The 20,558-nt window shown below is 61.4% G+C and carries 21 protein-coding genes and 1 pseudogene; 12 read left to right on the forward strand and 10 right to left on the reverse strand.

Going from position 1 to position 20,558, the window contains the following annotated elements; translation table 11 throughout:
* Positions 1-2: 2 nt before the first annotated feature.
* The gene (thrC, locus tag U5G49_RS03375; protein WP_193444386.1) at positions 3-1,427 is read right to left on the reverse strand and encodes a threonine synthase; all 1,425 of its coding nucleotides are present in this window, start codon (positions 1,425-1,427) and stop codon (positions 3-5) included.
* Between the two features lie 275 nt (positions 1,428-1,702).
* Between thrC and U5G49_RS03380 the strand changes: the two genes are divergently transcribed.
* Both U5G49_RS03380 and U5G49_RS03385 read left to right on the forward strand, forming a co-directional pair.
* On the forward strand, positions 1,703-2,350 hold the full coding sequence (locus tag U5G49_RS03380) for a hypothetical protein (RefSeq protein WP_018449237.1): 648 nt from the start codon (positions 1,703-1,705) through the stop codon (positions 2,348-2,350).
* 256 nt (positions 2,351-2,606) lie between these two features.
* Complete coding sequence (locus U5G49_RS03385) at positions 2,607-3,371, forward strand: MBL fold metallo-hydrolase (RefSeq protein ID WP_193444385.1); 765 nt, start codon at positions 2,607-2,609, stop codon at positions 3,369-3,371.
* Positions 3,372-3,456: 85 nt separating this feature from the next.
* Here the strand turns inward: U5G49_RS03385 and U5G49_RS03390 are convergent, their stop codons facing one another.
* The 4 genes and pseudogenes from U5G49_RS03390 to U5G49_RS03405 all read right to left on the reverse strand — a co-directional run bounded on the left by U5G49_RS03390 (position 3,457) and on the right by U5G49_RS03405 (position 8,218).
* Entirely contained in the window at positions 3,457-4,146 is a 690-nt protein-coding gene (locus U5G49_RS03390; protein WP_193444384.1) for an HAD family hydrolase, read from the reverse strand.
* Positions 4,147-4,502: 356 nt separating this feature from the next.
* Positions 4,503-5,912: a Dyp-type peroxidase gene (locus tag U5G49_RS03395; RefSeq protein WP_193444383.1), complete on the reverse strand. Its 1,410-nt coding sequence runs from the start codon at positions 5,910-5,912 to the stop codon at positions 4,503-4,505.
* 205 nt (positions 5,913-6,117) lie between these two features.
* Positions 6,118-6,342 (reverse strand): annotated as a pseudogene (locus U5G49_RS03400) (hypothetical protein); the annotation flags it as partial.
* A 43-nt stretch (positions 6,343-6,385) separates the two neighbouring features.
* Positions 6,386-8,218, reverse strand: coding sequence for a methyl-accepting chemotaxis protein (locus U5G49_RS03405; protein WP_193444382.1), 1,833 nt, complete (start codon positions 8,216-8,218; stop codon positions 6,386-6,388).
* 261 nt (positions 8,219-8,479) lie between these two features.
* Between U5G49_RS03405 and U5G49_RS03410 the strand changes: the two genes are divergently transcribed.
* Together U5G49_RS03410 and U5G49_RS03415 are read left to right on the forward strand one after the other, a co-directional pair.
* Positions 8,480-8,689 carry a hypothetical protein gene (locus U5G49_RS03410; RefSeq protein WP_018245157.1) on the forward strand — a complete coding sequence of 70 codons (210 nt, stop codon included), beginning with the start codon at positions 8,480-8,482 and terminating at the stop codon, positions 8,687-8,689.
* Between the two features lie 234 nt (positions 8,690-8,923).
* A complete protein-coding gene (locus U5G49_RS03415; protein WP_026231108.1) occupies positions 8,924-9,355 on the forward strand; it encodes a hypothetical protein in 432 nt (143 codons plus the stop codon).
* A gap of 46 nt (positions 9,356-9,401) precedes the next feature.
* On the opposite strand, the gene U5G49_RS03420 is transcribed toward U5G49_RS03415, so the two are convergent.
* A complete protein-coding gene (locus tag U5G49_RS03420; RefSeq protein WP_018449232.1) occupies positions 9,402-10,088 on the reverse strand; it encodes an ArsR/SmtB family transcription factor in 687 nt (228 codons plus the stop codon).
* A gap of 84 nt (positions 10,089-10,172) precedes the next feature.
* Between U5G49_RS03420 and U5G49_RS03425 the strand changes: the two genes are divergently transcribed.
* The 3 genes from U5G49_RS03425 to U5G49_RS03435 all read left to right on the forward strand — a co-directional run bounded on the left by U5G49_RS03425 (position 10,173) and on the right by U5G49_RS03435 (position 12,170).
* Positions 10,173-10,502 (forward strand): NIPSNAP family protein, encoded by a 330-nt coding sequence (locus U5G49_RS03425; RefSeq protein ID WP_075224706.1) that lies wholly within the window; start codon positions 10,173-10,175, stop codon positions 10,500-10,502.
* Entirely contained in the window at positions 10,499-10,849 is a 351-nt protein-coding gene (locus U5G49_RS03430; RefSeq protein ID WP_166480470.1) for an antibiotic biosynthesis monooxygenase family protein, read from the forward strand. Before U5G49_RS03425 ends, U5G49_RS03430 begins: the two co-directional genes overlap by 4 nt.
* A gap of 178 nt (positions 10,850-11,027) precedes the next feature.
* Positions 11,028-12,170, forward strand: a complete 1,143-nt coding sequence (locus tag U5G49_RS03435; protein ID WP_018449229.1) for a site-specific DNA-methyltransferase — start codon at positions 11,028-11,030, stop codon at positions 12,168-12,170.
* Between the two features lie 155 nt (positions 12,171-12,325).
* On the opposite strand, the gene U5G49_RS03440 is transcribed toward U5G49_RS03435, so the two are convergent.
* Genes U5G49_RS03440 through mutY form a run of 3 tightly spaced genes read right to left on the reverse strand, consistent with a single transcriptional unit; the run spans position 12,326 to position 14,405 of the window.
* On the reverse strand, positions 12,326-12,691 hold the full coding sequence (locus tag U5G49_RS03440) for a nuclear transport factor 2 family protein (protein WP_018245163.1): 366 nt from the start codon (positions 12,689-12,691) through the stop codon (positions 12,326-12,328).
* A gap of 5 nt (positions 12,692-12,696) precedes the next feature.
* Entirely contained in the window at positions 12,697-13,311 is a 615-nt protein-coding gene (locus U5G49_RS03445; protein ID WP_193444381.1) for an HAD family hydrolase, read from the reverse strand.
* A gap of 2 nt (positions 13,312-13,313) precedes the next feature.
* Positions 13,314-14,405 carry an A/G-specific adenine glycosylase gene (gene mutY / locus U5G49_RS03450; RefSeq protein WP_193444380.1) on the reverse strand — a complete coding sequence of 364 codons (1,092 nt, stop codon included), beginning with the start codon at positions 14,403-14,405 and terminating at the stop codon, positions 13,314-13,316.
* 108 nt (positions 14,406-14,513) lie between these two features.
* Here mutY and U5G49_RS03455 point away from each other — a divergent pair, with 108 nt between their 5' ends.
* From U5G49_RS03455 to U5G49_RS03475, 5 genes are all read left to right on the forward strand, one after another.
* Complete coding sequence (locus tag U5G49_RS03455; RefSeq protein ID WP_018245166.1) at positions 14,514-15,011, forward strand: DUF721 domain-containing protein; 498 nt, start codon at positions 14,514-14,516, stop codon at positions 15,009-15,011.
* Positions 15,011-15,205, forward strand: a complete 195-nt coding sequence (locus U5G49_RS03460; protein WP_193444379.1) for a hypothetical protein — start codon at positions 15,011-15,013, stop codon at positions 15,203-15,205. Before U5G49_RS03455 ends, U5G49_RS03460 begins: the two co-directional genes overlap by 1 nt.
* Positions 15,206-15,463: 258 nt before the next feature.
* Entirely contained in the window at positions 15,464-15,688 is a 225-nt protein-coding gene (gene relB, locus U5G49_RS03465; RefSeq protein WP_018245169.1) for a type II toxin-antitoxin system RelB family antitoxin, read from the forward strand.
* Between the two features lie 213 nt (positions 15,689-15,901).
* On the forward strand, positions 15,902-16,672 hold the full coding sequence (locus tag U5G49_RS03470; protein ID WP_112906128.1) for a DsbA family protein: 771 nt from the start codon (positions 15,902-15,904) through the stop codon (positions 16,670-16,672).
* 96 nt (positions 16,673-16,768) lie between these two features.
* A complete protein-coding gene (locus tag U5G49_RS03475; RefSeq protein WP_193444378.1) occupies positions 16,769-20,230 on the forward strand; it encodes a chromosome segregation SMC family protein in 3,462 nt (1,153 codons plus the stop codon).
* Here the strand turns inward: U5G49_RS03475 and U5G49_RS03480 are convergent.
* Positions 20,227-20,487, reverse strand: a complete 261-nt coding sequence (locus U5G49_RS03480; RefSeq protein ID WP_193444397.1) for a hypothetical protein — start codon at positions 20,485-20,487, stop codon at positions 20,227-20,229. The two genes, U5G49_RS03475 and U5G49_RS03480, sit on opposite strands and share 4 nt — an antisense overlap.
* Positions 20,488-20,558: the final 71 nt, after the last annotated feature.

The following is a 20,558-nucleotide window of genomic DNA, read 5'->3' on the forward strand; positions in this document are numbered from 1 at the left end:
GGCTATCTTTCTGCGCCTGCTGTCGTCTCGCCGCGGGCATGCTTGCCGATAAAAGTCTCAACGGCTTTCAGCTCCGGTTTGATGATCTGGAAACGCTCCTCCCTGTGCATTAGATCAGCAAGCCACGTCGGAAGCGCCGGGTCAATACCGCAGGCGGATTTTACGGCGGCGGGGAATTTCGCCGGATGCGCGGTCGAAAGTGTCACCATCGGCGTATTCGGCTTTTCTTTCTTCTGCGCGACGAAGACGCCGATCGCCGAATGCGGATCCAGCAGATAGCCGGTCTCGGCATGGGTCTGGCGGATCGTCTCTGCCACTTGCTTCTCGCTGGCGCGCCCGGCGCGGAAGTCGCGGCGGATCGCCTTCAGCGCTTGCGCACCGATCTCGAAGCCGTTGGATTGCTTGAGGCTTTCCATCGCCGCGCGCACCTTCGAGGCGTCGCGGTCATAGGCTTCGAAGAGCAGCCGTTCGAAGTTCGAGGAGATCTGGATGTCCATCGACGGCGAACTCGTCGCCTTGACCGCCTTCATGTCGTAGCGGCCGGTCTTCAGCGCCCGCGCCAGAATGTCGTTCTCGTTGGTGGCGATCACCAGCCGGTCGATCGGCAGGCCCATGCGCTTGGCGCAGTAGCCGGCGAAAATATCGCCGAAATTGCCTGTGGGCACCGTGAACGAGATCTTCCGGTCCGGGCCGCCAAGCGCCACCGCCGCCGTGAAATAATAGACGATCTGGGCCATGATCCGCGCCCAGTTGATCGAATTGACCCCTGACAGCCGGACCTTGTCGCGGAAAGCCACGTCGTTGAACATCGCCTTCACGAGGTTCTGGCAATCGTCGAAATTGCCCTCGACGGCAAGCGCATGCACATTTGATGAAGACGAGGTCGTCATCTGCCGCTGCTGCACCGGCGAGACCTTGCCGTGCGGGAAGAGGATGAAGATGTCGGTGCGCTCGCGGCCGGCGAATGCGTCGATCGCAGCCCCGCCGGTATCGCCCGAGGTGGCGCCAACGATCGTCGCCCGCTCGCCGCGCTTCTCGAGCGCATAGTCCATCAGCCGGGCGAGCAATTGCATCGCCACGTCCTTGAAGGCGAGCGTCGTGCCGTGGAAAAGCTCCATGACGAAGCTGTTCGGCCCGGTCTGGACGAGCGGCGCGATCGCCGGATGGCGGAAGGTGCCATAGGCCTCGTCGATCATCGCCCGGAAGGTATCGTCGGGGATCTCGCCATTGGTGAAGGGCGACAGGATGGTGAAGGCGATCTCCTGATAGGTCTTGCCCCTGAGCGCCCGGATCTCCTTCTTGGAAAAGCTCGGCCATTTCGAGGGAACGTAGAGCCCGCCGTCGCGCGCCAGCCCCCTCAAAAGGGCGTCGCAAAAGCCGAGGGAAGGGGCCTCGCCGCGGGTCGAGATATAGTCCACGTTCGTCATCCTTGATCTATCGCTGGAGGAAATCCGGCCGGGCGCGCCATGGCCCGCTCTGCCGGAAATCTGGGCCGGAAATCGAAAAGGGGCCGCCCTGCGGGCAGGGCTCTGCTTGTATGCTTTTGAACTTGCCCGCATCCGGCGTCGAAAAGTGCATCAAAACGGCGCTTACCCAATCGATTTTTGTTTGCGCCGCTGATATAGACCATCGCAAACCGTCATGAAAGGCCTCGCGAAAAAGACATGGGGCCTCCAAGAAACGCTTGTACAAGGGATGGAATATGGTGCTCGGCAAGGTCTCGCGTCTCATCGTCTCCGCATCTTTTCTTGCCCTGCTGACTGGTTGCAACTCGCTCGGCATAGGCGGCGACAGCAAGTCGTCAGCGCCGACGACCCAGCCGAACGGCACCGCCCAGATCATGCCGCTGGCGCCCGCCAACCCCTCTTCGAACAATCCTTCGATCGGCACCGCCACGACGGCGCAGGGCACGGTCGCCCCCGTCGTCCAGGGCGCCTGCCCGCAGATCTTCATGCGTGACCAGGACGCGATCTTCCGCACCTATGCCAAGGGCAAGAAGGACGATCCGCAGCAGGTCGTCTTCCAGGCCTCCTTCGGCGATTACACCCGCCAGTGCACGCTGAACGACACGAACCTGACGATGACGGTTGTCGCCCAGTTGCGCCTCGTTGCCGGCCCGGCCGGTACGCCAGGCCCGGTGACGCTGCCGATCCGCATCTCCGTCCTCGACGGCGAGACCGTGCTTTATTCCGAGGTCACCAAGTTCCCGACCGAGATCCCGCCGGGCACGCCGGGTGCGCAGGTCATCTTCCGCAAGGACGGCATCAAGATGCCGGTCGGCTCCGGCGCCCTGGTGCGCGTCAATGTCGGCTTCGACACCCAGCCGGCAAAGACCAAGAAGAGCAGCTAAAGGAAGTTCGGGCTTCGACCTGACATCGGCCCTCATCCGGCTGCCGCCACCTCTGACTGGGTCGAGCCACGTGCCTCCACCCCGGTAAGGTTAGGGTGAGGGGCAACCATCGGCGCGAAAGATCGAAAGCAACACTCATTTTTCGCATCGGCTTTAATCTCGTCTCCCGCGCACCGATGGATCGCTGGCCGACTTGATTTCACGCCAGCAACTGCGACGATCATCTCAGGACAGGTGCCGCAGGGAGAATGTTGCCATGAAGCTCCAGTTGATCCGAAACGCGACCTTGAAGCTCGACTACGCTGGCCGCACGGTGCTGATCGATCCCTATTTCGCTCCGAAGCACAGCCAGCCTTCTTTTGCCGGTCGCTCGCCGAACCCATTGGTCGAGCTTCCTGTCAGCATCGATAAAATCCTCGATGGCGTGGAACTGGTGATCGTCTCGCACCTGCACGAGGATCATTTCGATGAGGTGGCGATGGAGCATGTGCCGAAGCACATGCCGATTATCTGCCAACCTGGCGATGAAGCGGAAATTCGCGGAGCAGGATTCACCGAGGTCTCGCCATTGACCGATATGGCGACTTGGGAAGGTCTGACGCTCACGCGCCGCGAAGGCAGTCATGGGCTTGGTCCCGTTCTCGAAGAGATGGGCTCGGTCATGGGTTTCAGCCTCGAAGCAGCGGGCGAGCCTTCGATCTACTGGGCTGGCGATACCGTGCTCTATCCGCCGGTCACCGACGTCATCCGCGCGACGAGTCCCGATATCCTCATCACCCATTCCTGTGGCGCGTTATGGAATGGCGACCTCATTGTCATGAATGCCGAGGAAACGATTGCAGTTTGCGAAATCGCGGCCTCCAGTCTTGTGATTGCCACCCACATGGAGGCGCTCGATCACGCAACAATTGGCCGTGAGGGTTTGCGTCGCGCGGCAGAGGCGCGCGGCATTCCTGCTTCCAGATTGCTGATACCCGCCGACGGGGAAGTGCTGGTGCTGACCCGATCCGCTACCCATTGACATAGCGTGCAGCTTACGGGCTCGGAGAGCTGATCTCCGTAATTCGTCGCATTGACAAGAGCGGGCTTGAGGCGCCTCGGGAGCCTCAGAGAACGTTGTCCCAGGCCGCCAGTGCGGCGACGACGCCTGGCAGGTCGTTCATGCGGGAGATTGCCGTTTCGGCGCCGGCATCCGTCAATTTGTCGGCATGGGCGGGATAGCTGTGCGAGGCGCCGGTAAAACCGATGACGCGCATGCCGGCGGCGCGCGCCGCATGCACGCCGTGCACGGAATCCTCGACCACAACAACCTTGTCAGGTGAAACACCCATCTGGCTTGCGCCATGCAGGAAGATGTCGGGCTTCGGCTTGGCGCGGTCCGGGCCAAGGTCCTTGGCGGAGAAAATGTTCGGCGCAAAAAGCGACTTCAGGCCCACCTTGGTCAGCATCATGTCGAGCCGCTTGGTGCTCGAATTCGAGCAGATGCAGCGCTTGATCGGCAGCTTGGAGACGGCGAATTCGACGCCCGGAATGGCCTGGACGTCCTGCGCCAGCCTGAGGTCGAGCATCTTCTCTGACTTATCGAGCAGCGAGGCCGAAAACGGGATGCTCGCCTCGCGCTCGATCTGCAGCAGGATGTTGCGCCATGTCATGCCGGCGAAGCGCTCGCCCATTTCTTCGACGCCCATCGGATATCCGGCCTCTGTGAGAAGCGCTGATTCGACTTCCGCCGCGATAATTTCCGAATCGACGAGAACGCCGTCGCAGTCGAAGATGATGAGGTCGAAGCCGTCCATATGTTCACGCCTTGCTGAAAGTCTGGGCTGGAAGTCTGGGTCTTGTCCGGGAATGCTGCGGCTTTACACGATGCCCGGCCAAAGCTCAACCTGATCTCAAGCATGGCTGCGATGCGGCAAGCGACCGGCTCCGGCGTCGCTGCCGGATCGGCGGCGTTGGCCGCCATCATCCCGGCCTCGACATGCAGGAACTCGCTCGCCACCGAACGCGCATGGGGAGGGAACCGGAAGGCACAATCGCAAGCCGCATCAGCCGAATGCTCGCCTAGCATCGTGCGCGGCGCTATAAGGTGAGAGTGCCTGGAGATGACGGTGGAATGACGTCGGCAGGATTGCCCGCCGACGTCATGGCAAGTTTAAAGCGAGCTCAGAAACGCGAGGGACGGCATAAAGAAATATTCGCCTCCCTTCATCTTCACCGCTTGAGGAACGGTTGCAACGGTCTTGAGGGAGCTGGGATCACCCCAGATGGCAGCTCCTTCCATATCTGGTCGCGCAGCATCTTGTTTTGTTTGACCGATGACCGGATCGACTCCAGGCGGTGGAAAGCCAGCCGGAACGGCTGGGAAACCGGGATTGTTGGCCCAATTTTTCTGCGTGAATTCGAATTGATTGCCTATGTCATTGTTGAACGCCATGAACAGCAGGCCGACGTATTTACTCGGTTTGTTCTCGATCTTGCCATCGTTCGGATTATCTGTTCGCACGCCATAGGTTTGGCCGCGTCGGGCCATGAGGTGCTTTCGCTCGCCAGCACTGTTTTCGAACCCGCCCGACCCTCGCGGATTGGTTTTTCGGATATGCCCTGAAAAGGGACACTTCGCGCCGCTCTTGTCGCTGAAGTAGTTGAAGTTGTTCGGGACGGGTGACTCAACTCCGTCTTCTGACTGCATCGTGACCGGCGTTCCGTCCTCAAAGCGCCCGACGACCATGGCGCCGGCCCTTTCGTCATCAGATCCGAACAAGCGATCTGCAAGTTTCTGCTCTTGCCTTTTGAAGCGGCGGACGTTTTGTTCCAGCTTCCGGTATACGAAGTAACTTCCGAAATGAACGGCCGGATCGGGCGCTGCTGGATCAGGAACAATAACCTGTTCTAATGGGAAAGCCGGATCCCAGTTCGCAATCCCATCTGTCGCGTTTTCTTCCGCGTCGATGTCTTCCAGCAGAAACAGCGGCTGGCTGCGCCCATCGACATAGCCAAAGTGTTCGATACCTTCTCTATTGTCATTGTGAAGGCCCAGGCCATCTTGCGTCCCTACGATTGTTACCCCTTGCGAGGCTTGGATCAAGTTTACCACCTGATCATGAGCAGTGACCTTGGTGTCATTGAGCATATCTCCCACCAAAACGACCGCATGGATGGGATGGCGAAAATAAGAATCCCACCTGCTGACATCAGGGTCATTCAAGACGGATTTTTGCATACCCGCGCGGAATATCGGATCGCTCGGCCTTTGGGCGATTTGGAGGGCTTGATAGCCCGCGTCAGTAAGGCCAAGCCCAATGTACGGCGTTCCCGGCGTCGAAGGTTTGGCTTTGAATGCTTCAATTTCCATTAAATGTTGCTTTGCCGATTTCATCAGCGTCGTGGAAATTGCCCGAAGGAAGCTTTTCGCAGCCTCCTTATCGTCAAACCGCAGAAAAATTAGAGTCAAAAACTCACGAACATGCGCCTTGATGATGTTTGGCTGAAGATTGTCGAGCATAGTGCTGTCATCAGCCGATGGGTTTTTCCATGATATTGGAGAGTTTAACGTGACGGACATCTTGCATTCCTCCGTTAATGACGTCGTCATTAAACAACAGGTAGCATATTTGAGTCAACGCAACCATTTATTATTTGATTTGTATTTCGAATGACGGTTTGAATCTTTTGCCTTTTTTGACCTACAAACGAACCTATTGATATCAGGGTGCTCCGCATGTCCTCGATGCTGCGGGCGAGGGGGTAGCGGGCTTTGATCTGATTTATCACTTGCCCTCTTGGATAGGCTCTGCTGCCAGATCTGCTGAAGAGTGCAGTGACTGCCCGCCGCCTTCCGCTGAGAAGATGATGGCGCGACTTTCCGCCGTCCGGCGCGCCCAGCCTTTGTCGAAGAAACTGGCAGCAGGGACCCGCCGAGACTGCCGGCAAGATGAGCCCGCCTTTCGTTACAGTCGAAGCAGGAGCGGCGACCGCGATGATCTGAGGTCCCCGCGACGTCGCGGGAATGGACAAATGGCGAGCAGATAGCAGCCGTCAGGCCGCCAGCTGCCCACCCCGGCGTCCCGCTGCAGATTGCGTCGAGGCTGTCGCCTGAAGCCTGAACCGGGAAACGAGTTCGCGCAGCTTGGCAGCTTCCTGGGCAAGCTGACCGGATGCCGCGGTGGATTGCTCCACCATCGCTGCGTTCTGCTGGGTCACCTGGTCCATGGAATTGACGGCGGTGTTGACTTCGGCAAGGCCGGTCGACTGCTCTCTTGCCGATACGGCGATGGCATCCATGTGCTGATTGATGCGGGCAATCTGCTCGCTGATCGCCTTCAGAACCTGGCTGGTATCGAGAACCAGTTTGACGCCGCTTTCCACTTCCACCGACGATTTCTGGATGTGGCCTTTGATTTCCTTTGCCGCCTGCGCCGATCTCTGGGCGAGCTCGCGAACTTCCTGCGCCACCACCGCAAAACCCTTGCCCGCGTCTCCGGCGCGTGCCGCTTCGACGCCGGCGTTCAGCGCCAGCAGATTGGTCTGGAAGGCGATCTCGTCGATCACGCCGATAATGCTGGAGATCTGCTGGGACGAAGCCTCGATGCGGCGCATGGCTTCTTCGGCATGCGACACGACCTCGGAAGACTTGGCGGCGTTGCGGTTTGCATCGGTTGCTTCAGTGCGCGCCTCATCGGTCCGCTTGCTCGAGTTCGAGACATTGGCGGTGATCTGATCGAGCGCTGCGGCGGTTTCTTCGAGAGAGGCTGCCTGCTGTTCGGTTCGTTTCGACAGATCGCCGGCCCCGGATGCGATTTCCCTTGTGCCTTCGTCGATCGCGGCAATGGCGGTTGCGATGGCGCTGAGCGTCTGATCGAGCTGCTGGATCGACATGTTGAAATCATGCCGGAGGCTCTCAAAGTCGGGGGCGAAGGGCTCGTCGATCTGGAAGGCGAGATCGCCGGATGCAAGGCGCTTCAAGCCTGCGGCGAGGCCCGATGTCGCCGCCCGCAGCCGTTCGGCGGCGTCTTCGTCAGCCTGCTTGCGCGCCGTGACCCGCTCGGCTTCGCCCTGCAATCGGGCTGCCTCGGCGTCTTGCTCAAGCTGCTTGTTGGCAATCGCCGCCTGGCGGAAGATTTCGACGGCCGATGCCATCGTTCCGATTTCATCGGTGCGGCCGATCCCGGTGCAGGCAATGGCTGTGTCACCACCGGCAAGCTTTTGCATGTCGTTAGAAAGCGAAAGGATTGGTTTGGTGACGGTCTTGCGGGTCAGGAAATAGAGGCCGAGCGCAAACAGCGCGGCCGCGGCGAGAAGTGCTTTCAGAACAATATCGACCGACGCCTTTATGTCGGCGCTATGCTTGGAAATTTCGTCCGACGCCGCGGTGATCTCATCCCCGGCCTGTTCCATGGCCGTTTCCAGCGTCGAGAACTGCTGCATGAATTCGGGCAAGGCCTTCAATGCCGCCGAGGGATCCTGGCTCGCCAGATCGACGATCTTCTTGGCGTTTTCGACATAGGTCAGAAGGGGAGGTTCGATGCTGGCAAGCAGCGCTTTGGTCTTTTCGTCGGCGGCAAGCGCCTTGTTGGCAGCAATCATCTCGCGGAACGACGCGTCGTGCTCCGCCAGATCCGCCTTCACCCCGGCAGCTTCTATGCCGGCTGCCGGATTGGACGCCAGCATGGATGCCAGCACGTCCGCGCGCATTGCGTCATGCATCATGTCGGCCTGCATGTGGTTGCGCAGGATCTGTGCCGACCGGGCAACGTCGGCGTTGTTTTCGGAGAGGGTCGAGGCGGACCAGATGCCGACGCCAGTCGCGCCGCCCGCCAACCCGAAAATCGCGATGCTCGCAATGATGATCTTATGCTGGATCGACGCCATGATAGGGCTCTCTCGTTAATTTAGAAGGTGAGAGTACCAGAACATGCTTAATGATTTCTCAGCAGCGTGTCGCTTAGCGGCGCGAAAACAATAGGTTGCAGCGCAAATTTCACTTTCGATGAGAAGTTGAGCTCTTTGTGGGTCGAGCGGATGCCCGATGCCGATAGAATGACGGACCTCCGCGAGTGCCGGGGGATCGTCGAGGCTCATTGCTGCTTCACGGTCTGGGGCGTACCATGCATGCGCAAGAGGAGAGGGACAATGAGGCTTTCAGCTTTCGTCCGACCGGCGGCAGCCGTAGCGCTGCTGTTTGCCTTCACATCCACCGACGTTATCGCCAAGGGCAAGCACCGAAGCTGTGCGCAGCTGCAGGCGATGAAGGATAATGCCCTGACCGGCGGAAAGCATGCCGGGGATGGCACCGACAAGAGAGCCAAGATCGAAAGGAAGATGAGGAAGAAAGGCTGCTAGAGGCAAGTCGCCGATAGCTTGCGAGCATCGAGAGAATGGTCTGGCAGCAGGCAAGCCTGTTACCGCGTTGAGGACGGCGCGACATCCATCAAATCCGCGTCATGGCAGACGAACCGCAGCCCGGGGACTACCTTTGGCAAACTCATGCACTAGATGGCGATCGAGGAGGACGCCACCGCCGCTCTTGGGAGGAGAACAAGCGGCGCCTAGAGAATGGATGAAGAGGAAGACAGCATGACAATCGAGGACATCATCGAAACCCTGGAAAAGACTGACATGCCCGACAGCCGGATCGACGCCTTCATCACCTGTGCCTTTCTGTTGAAGCAACTCCGGCCGGCCGAGCCCAACGATTTCGACGGTCCTAACGATTACCTGCCGAGCAGTATCAAGTCAGAGCACGGCTTCCTGATGGCGCGACCCTTCACACACGACGTCAATCATGCCATCGACCTGTGCCGGGAAGTCCGGCCGGATGCGGTTTGGCACCTCGCCCGCGGCCGCCAGACAGCGGACGAGTCGCTCTACGGTGCGCAGTTGCGCGAGACCAAGGAGGGTGAAAGCGTGCTTGGTGAAGCCGAGAGCAATCACGCGGCGCTAGCGCTCACGCTGGCGGCGCTGCGCGCGCATGTGCGGCAGGAGGATGAAAAGAGGGCAGGTGCGTGAGGGAGGTGGATGCTGAACTTGAATCTTTTGTAGATCCGTAACAAACCTACCCATCAATCGGAAAAAGCATGAGGAACTGCCGGTCGCCTTCCGGCGAAAACAGGATCGAGCGGCTTTCCGCCGTGCGCCGCGCCCAGCCTTTGTCGAGGAAGCTTGAAAGCAGGGCCTTGCCGAGGCTGCCGGCGAGGTGGGCGCGTCTTTCGCTCCAGTCGAGGCAGGAGCGGCAGAGCGGCCGGCGCGACGATCTGAGGTCGCGAACATCGATGCCGATGCATTTGAGATCGCTTTCACCCTTTTCCGTCAGCGCCAGGCCGTCGCCGACCGCATCGATCGAGCCGGAGGCAATCAGGCTGTCGAGCATGCGTACGCCGTAATCGCCGGCAAGGTGATCGTAGCAGATGCGCGCCTTGCGCAGCGCCGGCTCCTTCGGTCCCGGCTGGTGACGCAGATGGCCGCGTCCGGCGGCAAAGCCCATCATGCTTTCGATCAGCCGGGCGACGGCCTCGTCGGCCAGCGTGAAATAGCGATGGCGGCCCTGCTTGCGCTGGGCAAGCAGCCCGCCGGCTTCGAGCTTGGCGAGATGCGTGCTCGCCGTCTGTACGGTGATGCCGCCGACGCCGGCAAGCTCGGTCGCCGTCAGCGCCCGGCCGCCGGTGAGTGCCGCCAGCATGTTGGCGCGGGCGGGATCGCCGATGAGCGCGCCGATCTGCGCAATGTCAGGGCCTTCCTTCATAGTTCGATCGTAACCGAAGCATCGCCGTCAGGCAATGTGCGAAAACGGCCCAGGAGAGCACTGAGACAGCAAAGGAGAAACGATATGATTACCTGCTTCATCCGCTATCAGATCGACCCCTTCAAGAAGGAGGCGTTTGCCGAATATGCCCGCAACTGGGGCCAGGCAATCCCGAAGAATGGCGCCGACCTGATTGGCTATTACGGCCCGCATGAGGGCTCGGCAACGACCGCTTACGGCGTCTACAATATCGAAAGCCTCGCCGCCTACGAAGCCTATCGCGCCAGGCTGGCTTCCGACCCGCTCGGCCGCGAGAATTATGAATTTGCCAGACGCGAAGGCTTCATCCTGAAGGAGGATCGCATCTTCCTCAAAAATGTCTCCGCTCCTCACGCCAAGCTGGTGCTGTCATGATCGCCGTCATCTTCGAAGTCGTGCCCTATATGGGCGAACGCCACAAATATCTGGATCTCGCCGGCGAACTGCGCGCCGAGCTCGAAAGGATCGACGGCTTCATTTCGATCGAGCGTTTCGAGAGCCTGACGAACCGCGGCAAGCTGCTGTCGCTTTCCTTTTTCCGCGATGAGGAAGCCGTCAAGCAGTGGCGCAATCTTGAGGCGCACCGGGCAGCGCAGCAGGCCGGACGCGGCGGCATCTTCGCGGATTATCGCCTGCGGATTGCCAGTGTCGTTCGCGATTACGGCATGTTCGAACGCGACGAAGCGCCTGATGACAGCCGCAGGGTTCACGACGCCGCCTGATCGCCGGCGGCGGCATTCTTGCCGCCGCTCGGCAGCCGGCCGGCGTCGGCAAAGTCTGCCGCTCACTCATCGGCCACCCGAATAAATTCCCGAAATCGGCAACCGCTTCAGGCTTTGGTAACTAAGTTGCGTAACCATAACGGACAGTTAAGCGTAGAGCGTATGAGTGAGTATCAGAATGGCATCAGTTTTTCCGCTTGCCGACCTCAAGGCTTCCGTCAAGTCGGATTCCCGGCCGGATTCTTGGGTCGACACGATCATCAAGGGCGATTGCGTCAGCGCCCTTGAAGCTTTGCCCAGCCACTCCGTCGATATCATCTTTGCCGACCCGCCGTACAATCTCCAGCTCGGCGGAACGCTGCATCGTCCCGACCAGTCGCTGGTCGATGCGGTCGACGACGAATGGGATCAGTTCGCCTCCTTCGAGGCCTATGACGCCTTTACCCGCGCCTGGCTGCTGGCCTGCCGGCGTGTGCTGAAGCCGACCGGCTCGATCTGGGTGATCGGCTCCTATCACAATATCTTCCGTGTCGGCGCCACGCTGCAGGATCTGAATTTCTGGATCCTCAACGACATCATCTGGCGCAAGACCAACCCGATGCCGAATTTCAAGGGCCGCCGTTTCCAGAACGCCCATGAGACGATGATCTGGGCAAGCCCCAGCGCCAAGGCCAAGGGCTATACCTTCAATTACGATGCGCTGAAGGCCGCCAATGACGACGTGCAGATGCGCTCCGACTGGCTCTTCCCGATCTGCAACGGCAGCGAGCGGCTGAAGGGCGAGGACGGCAAGAAGGCGCATCCGACACAGAAGCCGGAGGCGCTGCTTGCCCGCGTCATCATGGCTTCGACCAAGCCCGGCGATATCGTGCTCGATCCCTTCTTCGGCTCGGGAACGACGGGTGCAGTCGCCAAGCGTCTCGGCCGTCACTTCGTCGGCATCGAGCGCGAGCAGGATTATATCGATGCGGCCTCTGCCCGCATCGCCGCCGTCGAGCCGCTCGGCAAGGCGGAACTGACCGTCATGACCGGCAAGAAGGCCGAAGTCCGCGTCGCCTTCAACGTGCTGGTTGAAAGCGGCCTGATCAAGCCCGGCCAGGTGCTGACCGACGCCAGGCGCCGTTACAGCGCCATCGTCCGCGCCGACGGCACGGTCGCTTCAGGCGGCGAGGCCGGCTCCATTCATCGTCTCGGCGCCAAAGTGCAGGGTCTCGATGCATGCAACGGATGGACCTTCTGGCATTTCGAAGACGGGCAGTCCCTGCGCCCGATCGACGATCTCAGGTCCGTCATCCGCAGTGATCTGGCAAAGGCGGAGTGAGCACCACCTTCGCGAGATCGAGATATCTTCTTCCGGTTTCCTCCAGTTGCGGAAGAAGGACCAAGGCGCCCGGGGTCAAGCCCCGGGCGTCCTCTTTTGTTTGTGCTCAATTCCGGACGCAAAACCGCTGCACACTTTTGCCGGAATTGCTCCAGTTAGAATTCCTGGTAATCGGTGACGTCGACCCGCGTGACGCGCCCTTCCGCATTGAAGGTGATCGTCTCCTCACCCTCGCGGATCAGCGGCTTGCCTGATTTGCTGTGGGTGGCGCGCACCGACCAGACCGATCGGCCGGAGAGCGGCGTCAACGTTTCCACCAGCGAATTTTCCGCCGTCTGATCGGGATAGTCGTCGAAATAACGCCGGAAGGCAGCCATGATCTCGGCGCGGCCGGCAAGGCTGCCGACGCCGTTCGAGACATAGGTCGCGTCCTCGGCGAAATAGGCCTCGATGGCGGGAAAATCGAGGGCGTTGATAGCGGCGTGAAAACGTTCGATTTCTTCTGCGGGGTCGAATGCCATCGGTCTCAGACCTTCAATCCGTAAGCCGTGAGATCGCTGCGCAGCTTCTCGGGCCCCGAAAACAGCACCGCATTCCAGCCGTAGGCCTTGGCGCCTTCGACATTGACCGTTGCGTCGTCGATGAAGATCGTCGCAGCGGGATCGAGGCCGAAACTTTTCGTATGCGTCTCGTAGATCGCGATATCCGGCTTGATCAGGCCGACATCGCCGGAAACCGTAACGCCACGCGGTAGGTTGAGGAAGGGGAAGCGCGCCTGCGCCTCGCGGAAGGTGTCGGAGGCGAAGTTGGTGAGCATCGTTACATCACGCCCTTCGGCGATCAGCCCCTCCATGATCGCGACGCTGTCGTCATAGGCGTGCGGCACCATCTCGTGCCAATATTTGCGGAAGGCGCGGATATGCTCCTCACGCGCCGGGTGCTGTTCGATCAGCAGCGCTTCGGCCTCCGCCCATGTGCGGCCGCGGTCCTGCTCGATGTTCCAGTCATGGGTGCAGACATTGGCGAAGAACCAGTTGCGCTCCGTTTCATCAGGGATGAGGCGGCTGAAGGGAAGATGCGGATCGTAATGAATAAGGACTTTGCCGATATCGAAAACGATATGTCTTATGTCGGTGGTCATGGTCATCCCTTGGATGTTTTAAACGCGAGAGGAATAGCCGCTGCGATCGCTTTTTTCATGATGGTCGGCAAGGCCTGGGCTTCAAGATTTGTAACCGGCTCCCACCATCCGTCATTCGTGCTGACCTTGGCAGCGATTGCCGCACGCCAGATCGAAAGCCTGAGCTCGAAATGGGTGAATACATGGATGACGGTGCCAGAGGCCTGCCATGCCGCTTCGAAGGGCGCGGCGCGAGCCGAGGTCTCGCCGTCGATGCGCGCTGTCCACGCGGTCGTCGGCACCTCGGTCATACCGCCGAGCAGGCCGCTGTCGATGCGCCGCCGCAACAGGATCTCGCCATCACCTGTTACCGCGATGAAGGCCGCGCCATATCTGACCGGCTTCTCCTTCTTCGCCGCCTTGACCGGAAAGAGCTCGGGATCGGAAAGTTTGAGCGCCTCGCAGGCACTGAGGAAAGGACAGAGCGAACAGGCCGGCCGCTTCGGCGTGCAGATCGTCGCCCCGAGATCCATCATCGCCTGGGCGAAATCGCCGGGCCGATCGACAGGCGTCAACCGCGCCACCTTCTCTCTCATCGCGGGCTTTGCCGCCGGAAGCGGTGTGGCGATCGCATAGAGCCTGGAGATCACCCGCTCGACATTGCCGTCCATGACCGCCGCCTGCCGGTTGAAGGCGATGGCCGCGACGGCGGCGGCCGTATAGTCGCCGATCCCCGGCAGGGATTTGAGGCCCTCTTCGGTATCGGGAAAGACGCCGCCATGCTCGTTCGCCACCGCTTCGGCGCATTTCTTCAGGTTGCGGGCCCGCGCATAATAGCCAAGGCCCGCCCAGGCGGCCATCACCGCGTCGTTTTCAGCTGCGGCAAGATCGGTCACCTCGGGCCAGCGCTGCAGAAACCGCTCGAAATAGGGTTTGACCGCCTGCACCGTCGTCTGCTGTAGCATCACTTCGGACAGCCAGACGCGATAGGGATCGGCCTTGACGCCGCGGGCCGCCATGCCGGGCGCCACACGCCAGGGCAGCTCGCGGTGGTGGCGATCGTACCAGTCGAGCAGGGGCTTTGCTGAGGGCGTGTCGAGTGTGGTGATCGTCATGATTTGCCGCGATGGGGGGAAGTGCCTATACTTGGCGAAGCAATGCCGCGCGATCAAGTCGCCTATGCGAATTGAAGCGCGAATTGGCGGCGGCGCCGAAGGGTTTCGATGAGTTATCCACGCAAAGATGTGAAGCAGATCTCCGAGCTGGCGAACGGGCTGATCGATCCGGTGCTTGCCCGGCGCGCCGGCATCAGCACGGCTCTGCTCGGCTCGTGGAGCGAAATCGCCGGCGAGGATTTCGCCGATTGCACCCGGCCGGAAAAGATCGCCTGGGCTCGCGGCGGCAATGAGGTCGGCGGCTTCCGCCCCGGCGTGCTGACCATTGCCTGCGAAGGCGCGCGTGCGCTCTTCCTCACCCATGCCCAGGGCGAACTCATCCAGCGCATCAACAGCTTCTTCGGCTTTGCCGCCGTCCACCAGATCCGCATCGTCCAGAAGCCGGTCTCACAACCGATCCGCCGCTCCCGCACCCCGGCGCCGCTGAAAGGCGAAGCCGCCCGCAAGCTCGAAGGCATGATGGAGGGGATCGAGAACGACAAGCTGCGCCAGGCGATCCAGCGCTTGGGGACCGCGGTGATGGGCAAGCGGGGGAATCAACGCTGATGAGCAAAACGCCCAACTTGACCGGCAACGCCAAGACCGGCGGCCTGACCCAGGCCTGTGCTGAAAAGATCAGTGCGGTTGACGGCCTGGTGCTCAGCCCGCGCATGCGCAAGCTCCTCGCCGAGACCAAGGATCAGCCGCCCGAAGAACGCCGCCAGGCGATCCGCGCCCAGTTCACGCGCAAGTGCGCCTAAGCGTTGGTCTATACCGCCGAATCCGATCCCCTCTGTTATCCGGTCGGCCTGCCATTCAATGCCGAAGTGCTTGATCGTGAACGTGTCATCGAGGCCATGATCGAGAGCTTTGCGGGCTCCGAGCAGCCGCTACGACGCTGATCCTCGACATCTTCACCGAACCTTGACGCTACCCTCTTGAACTTTCCTCGGCGGTGTAGAGGCACTGGCAAAACGCTTCGGATGCCATATTTGTATATAGCAGACGGGAGAAAAATCATGCTGGTCTTGCAGTTGCCCCCTGATATCGAAGCGCGGCTGAATGAGCTTTCCAGGCGTACCGGCCGCAGCAAGAGCTTCTATGTGCGGCAAGCCATCCTCGCGCATCTCGACGATCTGGAAGATGTCTATCTTGCCAAAAGGCGCCTCGAAGAACTTCGCCGCGACGAGGGCGATAGCGTGCCGTTGGCCGAGCTGACGGCGCGTTACGGGGTGGACAATTGAGTTTCATCGACCAGCCGATACCGGCTGGCAGCCGCCGCGATATCTATCGGCAAAATTCGCAGACGGACCAATCTTGCAATTTTTGGTCTAGTCGTCTTCCCGCGGTCACAATTCTTTGAAGGAAGTTGGTGAAGCGTGGCTTGTGAGCGGCCGTCAGCCGTTATATCGCACAGTCACGCCGTCAATCTCATTAGTTATGGGGAATCCATGCAGATGTCCGAAATGCAACTGACGAAACGCCGCCTGCTCAGCGGTATCGCCATCGCCGCAGCTGCCGTTGCGCTTGTCGCCTGCAACGACAGCAAGGACGCTGCCGATGCTTCGTCCTCCGGCAAAACCATGGCTGATGGCACCAATGTCGACACCATGCAGACGGCGGCCACAGCGGCGACCGAAATGCCGCAGTCCGACGGCGATGTCGACATGGCCGCAGTGCTGAAGCCCGGCGCGCTGCCGGAGATGGCGCTTGGGAAGGCCGATGCCCCGGTCAAGATCGTCGAATATATGTCGATGACCTGCCCGCATTGCGCCCATTTCCACAACACCACCTTCGACACGATCAAGCAGAAATATGTCGACAGCGGCAAGGTGCAGTTCATCATCCGCGAATTCCCCTTCGATCCGCGCGCTGCCGCCGCCTTCATGCTCGCCCGCTGCAGCTCTTCCAATCCGGAACAGTTGAGCACGCCGGAACAGTATTTCCCGATGGTTTCGATGCTGTTCAAGCAGCAGCAGATCTGGGCCGCCGCCGATGATGGCCGCGCCGCACTGCTGCAGATGTCGAAGCTTGCCGGATTTACTGAGGATAGCTTCACGAAATGCTTGACGAACCAGAAGCTTCTGGATGAAGTGAACGCCACGCGGGAAAGAGGTTCCAAGGATTTTGGCGTCAATGCCACCCCGACTTTCCTGATCAATGGCAAGCGCTACTCTGGAGACATGCCGGTTGACACCATGTCGAAGCTTATCGACAGCCTGCTCTGAACCGGATCGTTTCGATAGAACGGGCGACGGCGAAAGCCGTGCGCCCGTTTTTTTGTGGCTGCTTGACAAGCCCGTCCCGCGCTGCGGAGCTTCTGCATGAAGTTCAACAAGCTGCGCCTGGTCGGCTTCAAATCCTTTGTCGAGCCGACGGAATTCATCATCGAACGCGGGTTGACCGGCGTTGTCGGCCCGAACGGCTGCGGCAAGTCTAATCTCGTCGAGGCGCTGCGCTGGGTGATGGGCGAGAATTCCTACAAGAACATGCGCGCCTCCGGCATGGACGACGTGATCTTTTCGGGCTCCGGCAACCGCCCGGCGCGCAATACCGCCGAAGTGGCGCTCTATCTCGACAATGGCGAGCGCACCGCGCCTGCCGCCTTCAACGACAGCGACGAGATTCAGGTCACCCGTCGCATCGAGCGTGAACAGGGTTCGCTCTATCGCATCAACGGCAAGGAAAGCCGCGCCAAGGACGTGCAGCTGCTGTTTGCCGACGCCTCCACCGGCGCGCGGTCGCCGTCGATGGTCGGGCAGGGGCGCATCGGCGAGCTGATCCAGGCCAAGCCGCAGGCCCGCCGCCAGCTGCTCGAAGAGGCGGCCGGCATTTCAGGCCTGCATTCCCGCCGCCACGAGGCCGAACTGCGGCTGCGCGCCGCCGAAGGCAATCTCGAGCGCCTCGACGACGTCACCTCGCAGCTCGAAAGCCAGATCGAGAGCCTGAAGCGCCAGGCCCGCCAGGCAAACCGCTTCAAGACGCTGTCTGCCGATATCCGCGCCCGCGAGGCGATGCTGCTGCATATCCGCTGGGTGCAGGCCAAGGAAGCCGAGGCCGAGGCCGACAGCGCGCTGAGCCAGGCGACCTCCGTCGTCGCCGAAAAGGCGCAGATGCAGATGGAGGCGGCGAAGAACCAGGGCATCGCCAGCCTGAAACTGCCGGAACTGCGCGAGGGCGAGGCGCGTGCGGCCGCCGCCCTGCAGCGCCTGCAGATCGCCAGAAGCCAGCTGGAGGAGGATGCCGGCCGCATCCTGCGCCGCCGCGACGAGCTGACCCGCCGTCTCGCCCAGCTTGCCGAGGATATAAGCCGCGAAGAGCGGCTGGTGGCCGACAATGCCGTCATCCTGGCGAGGCTCGATGCCGAAGAGGCGGAGATTTCAGAAATCCTTGCCGATTCCGGCCGTTATGCCGAGGAAACCCGCGAGGCCTTCGAGGAGGCGGCGGCAAAACTTGCCGACAGCGAGCGCATCTTTACAGCGCTGACGGCCGAGCGCGCCGAGGCCGCTGCCGGCCGCAACCAGCTGGAACGCGCCATCCGCGATCTCACCGACCGGCGGATGCGGCTCGAACGCCAGATGGATGAGGCAAACCAGGAACTGTCAGCTGTCGGCGAGAAGATCGCCGGCCTGCCCGATCCCGACGAAAAACGCGCCATCGTCGAGGCCGGCGAGATCGCCGTCGCCGACGCAGACGCCGCGGTTCAGCTGGTCGACCAGGCGCTGGCCGCAGCCCGCCAGACCGAGGCGCTGTCGCGCGCGCCGGTCGATCAGGCCCGCTCGAGCCTGAATGCGCTGGAAACCGAGGCCCGCACCATTTCCCGCATGCTCGCCGCCGGTGCGGCGGCCGGCAAATTTCCGCCGGTTGCCGACGAACTGAAGGTCGATCGCGGCTTCGAGACGGCACTCGGTGCCGCCCTCGGCGACGATCTGGAATCGCCGCTCGATGCCGAGGCGCCGGCCCATTGGTCGGACAATGGCGACGGTGCCAGCGATCCCGCCCTTCCATCCGGTGTTGCGCCGTTGCTGACCCATGTCCGCGCGCCGGCGCAATTGACCCGCCGCCTGCGCCAGATCGGCCTGGTCGCGGAAGGCGATGCCGAGTCGCTGATGGCGGCGCTGAAGCCCGGCCAGCGGCTGGTGACGAAAGAGGGTGCGGTCTATCGCTGGGACGGCCATGTCACCGGTGCCGACGCCCCAAGTGCTGCGGCGCTCCGCCTTGCCCAGAAGAACCGTCTGGCCGAACTCGAAAGCGAAGCAGCCCTTGCCCGCGACGCGCTTGCCGAAGCCGAGGAGCGGCAGGCAGCGGCAGCGGAAGCGATCCGCGCTGAGGAGCGAAGGCTTGCCGAGGCCCGCGACATGAGCCGCCTGTCGGCGCGTCATCTCGCCGAAGCGCGTGATGCGCTTGCCGCCGCCGAGCGTGCCTCCGGCGACCTCATCCGCCGCCGCGATGTCGTCAGCGAGGCCGCCAGCCAGCTGCGCGCGCAGCTGGAGGAGATCGCTATCCAGGAAGAGAATGCCCGCATCGAGCTGGAGGACGCGCCCGATCTGACTGCGATCGACGAGCGGCTGCGGTTCCAGCAGGCGGAAGTTGCGACCGATCGCGGAGCGCTGGCCGAAAGCCGCGCCCGCCATGAAAGCCTGGCGAGGGAAAACGAAGCCCGCCAGCGCCGCATCATGGCAATCGGCCAGGAGCGCGACACCTGGCGCCAGCGGGCGGCAAGCGCCGAAGATCATGTCGCGACGCTGCGTGAACGCGAGGAAGAGGCGCGCGAAGAGGCAGCCGAGCTCGAACTGGCGCCGGATGAATTCGACGACAAGCGCCGCGCTCTGCTCAGCGAATTGCAGAAGACCGAGGAGGCGCGCCGCCAGGCCAGCGATCTCCTGGCCGAGGCCGAACGCATCCAGCGCGAAGCCGACCAAAAGGCGACGACGGCACTGTCGGAACTTGCCGAATGCCGTGAACGCCGCGGCCGTGCCGAGGAGCGCCTGGTCTCGGCCCGCGAGAAGCGGCAGGAAAGCGAAGGCCGCATCCGCGAGGTCCTGAACGTCGCGCCGCACGAGGCGCTGCAGCTGACCGGGCGCCCGACCATGCAGGCGCTTCCCGATCCGCGCGAAGTTGAGCGCGAGCTGGAACGCCTGAGAATCGAGCGCGAGCGGCTGGGTGCCGTCAACCTGCGCGCCGACGAGGAGCAGAAGGAACTGAGCGAGAAGCTCGAAGCGCTGATCAAGGAACGCGACGACGTCATCGATGCGATCCGCAAGCTGCGCGGCGCCATCCAGAGCCTCAACCGAGAGGGCCGCGAGCGGCTGATCGCCGCCTTCGACATCGTCAACGCCCAGTTCCAGCGGCTGTTCACCCATCTTTTCGGCGGCGGCACCGCCGAGCTGCAGCTGATCGAATCCGACGATCCGCTCGAAGCCGGCCTGGAAATCCTCGCCCGTCCGCCCGGCAAGAAGCCGCAGACCATGACGCTGCTCTCGGGCGGCGAGCAGGCGCTGACGGCAATGGCGCTGATCTTCGCCGTCTTCCTCACCAATCCGGCGCCGATCTGCGTGCTCGACGAAGTGGACGCGCCGCTCGACGACCACAATGTCGAGCGCTACTGCAACCTGATGGACGAAATGGCGGCCTCCACCGAAACCCGCTTCGTCATCATCACCCACAATCCGATCACCATGGCCCGCATGAACCGCCTCTTCGGCGTCACCATGGCCGAACAGGGCGTCTCCCAGCTCGTCTCCGTCGACCTGCAAATGGCCGAGCGCCTGCGCGAGATTGCCTAAAGCAATTCCAGGAAAAGTGCGTAGCGGTTTTCCGTCCGGAATTGCGAAACCAAAGACAATAATTCCAGGAAAAGTGCGCAGCGGTTTTCCGTCCGGGATTGCGTGAAACCAGGCAGGCGCAATTTCAGCAAAGGTGCGGCGCGGTTTTGCGCCCGGAAATTGCGTAAAATCAAGGGCCGAGCAATAAACACCAAAAAAGGTCGGCTCTCTTGTCGCTTGTACCCCATTTGGGTGATGCTCTTTTCGCTGACTTGCATTAGAAGTTGTTTCAACGCAACCTAATTACTCTGCTGGAAAGCGGGCGACCAAAGGTTGCGCATTGTCGAAT

This window comes from Rhizobium indigoferae (assembly GCF_034554815.1).
GTDB classification, from domain to species: Bacteria; Pseudomonadota; Alphaproteobacteria; order Rhizobiales; family Rhizobiaceae; genus Rhizobium; species Rhizobium leguminosarum.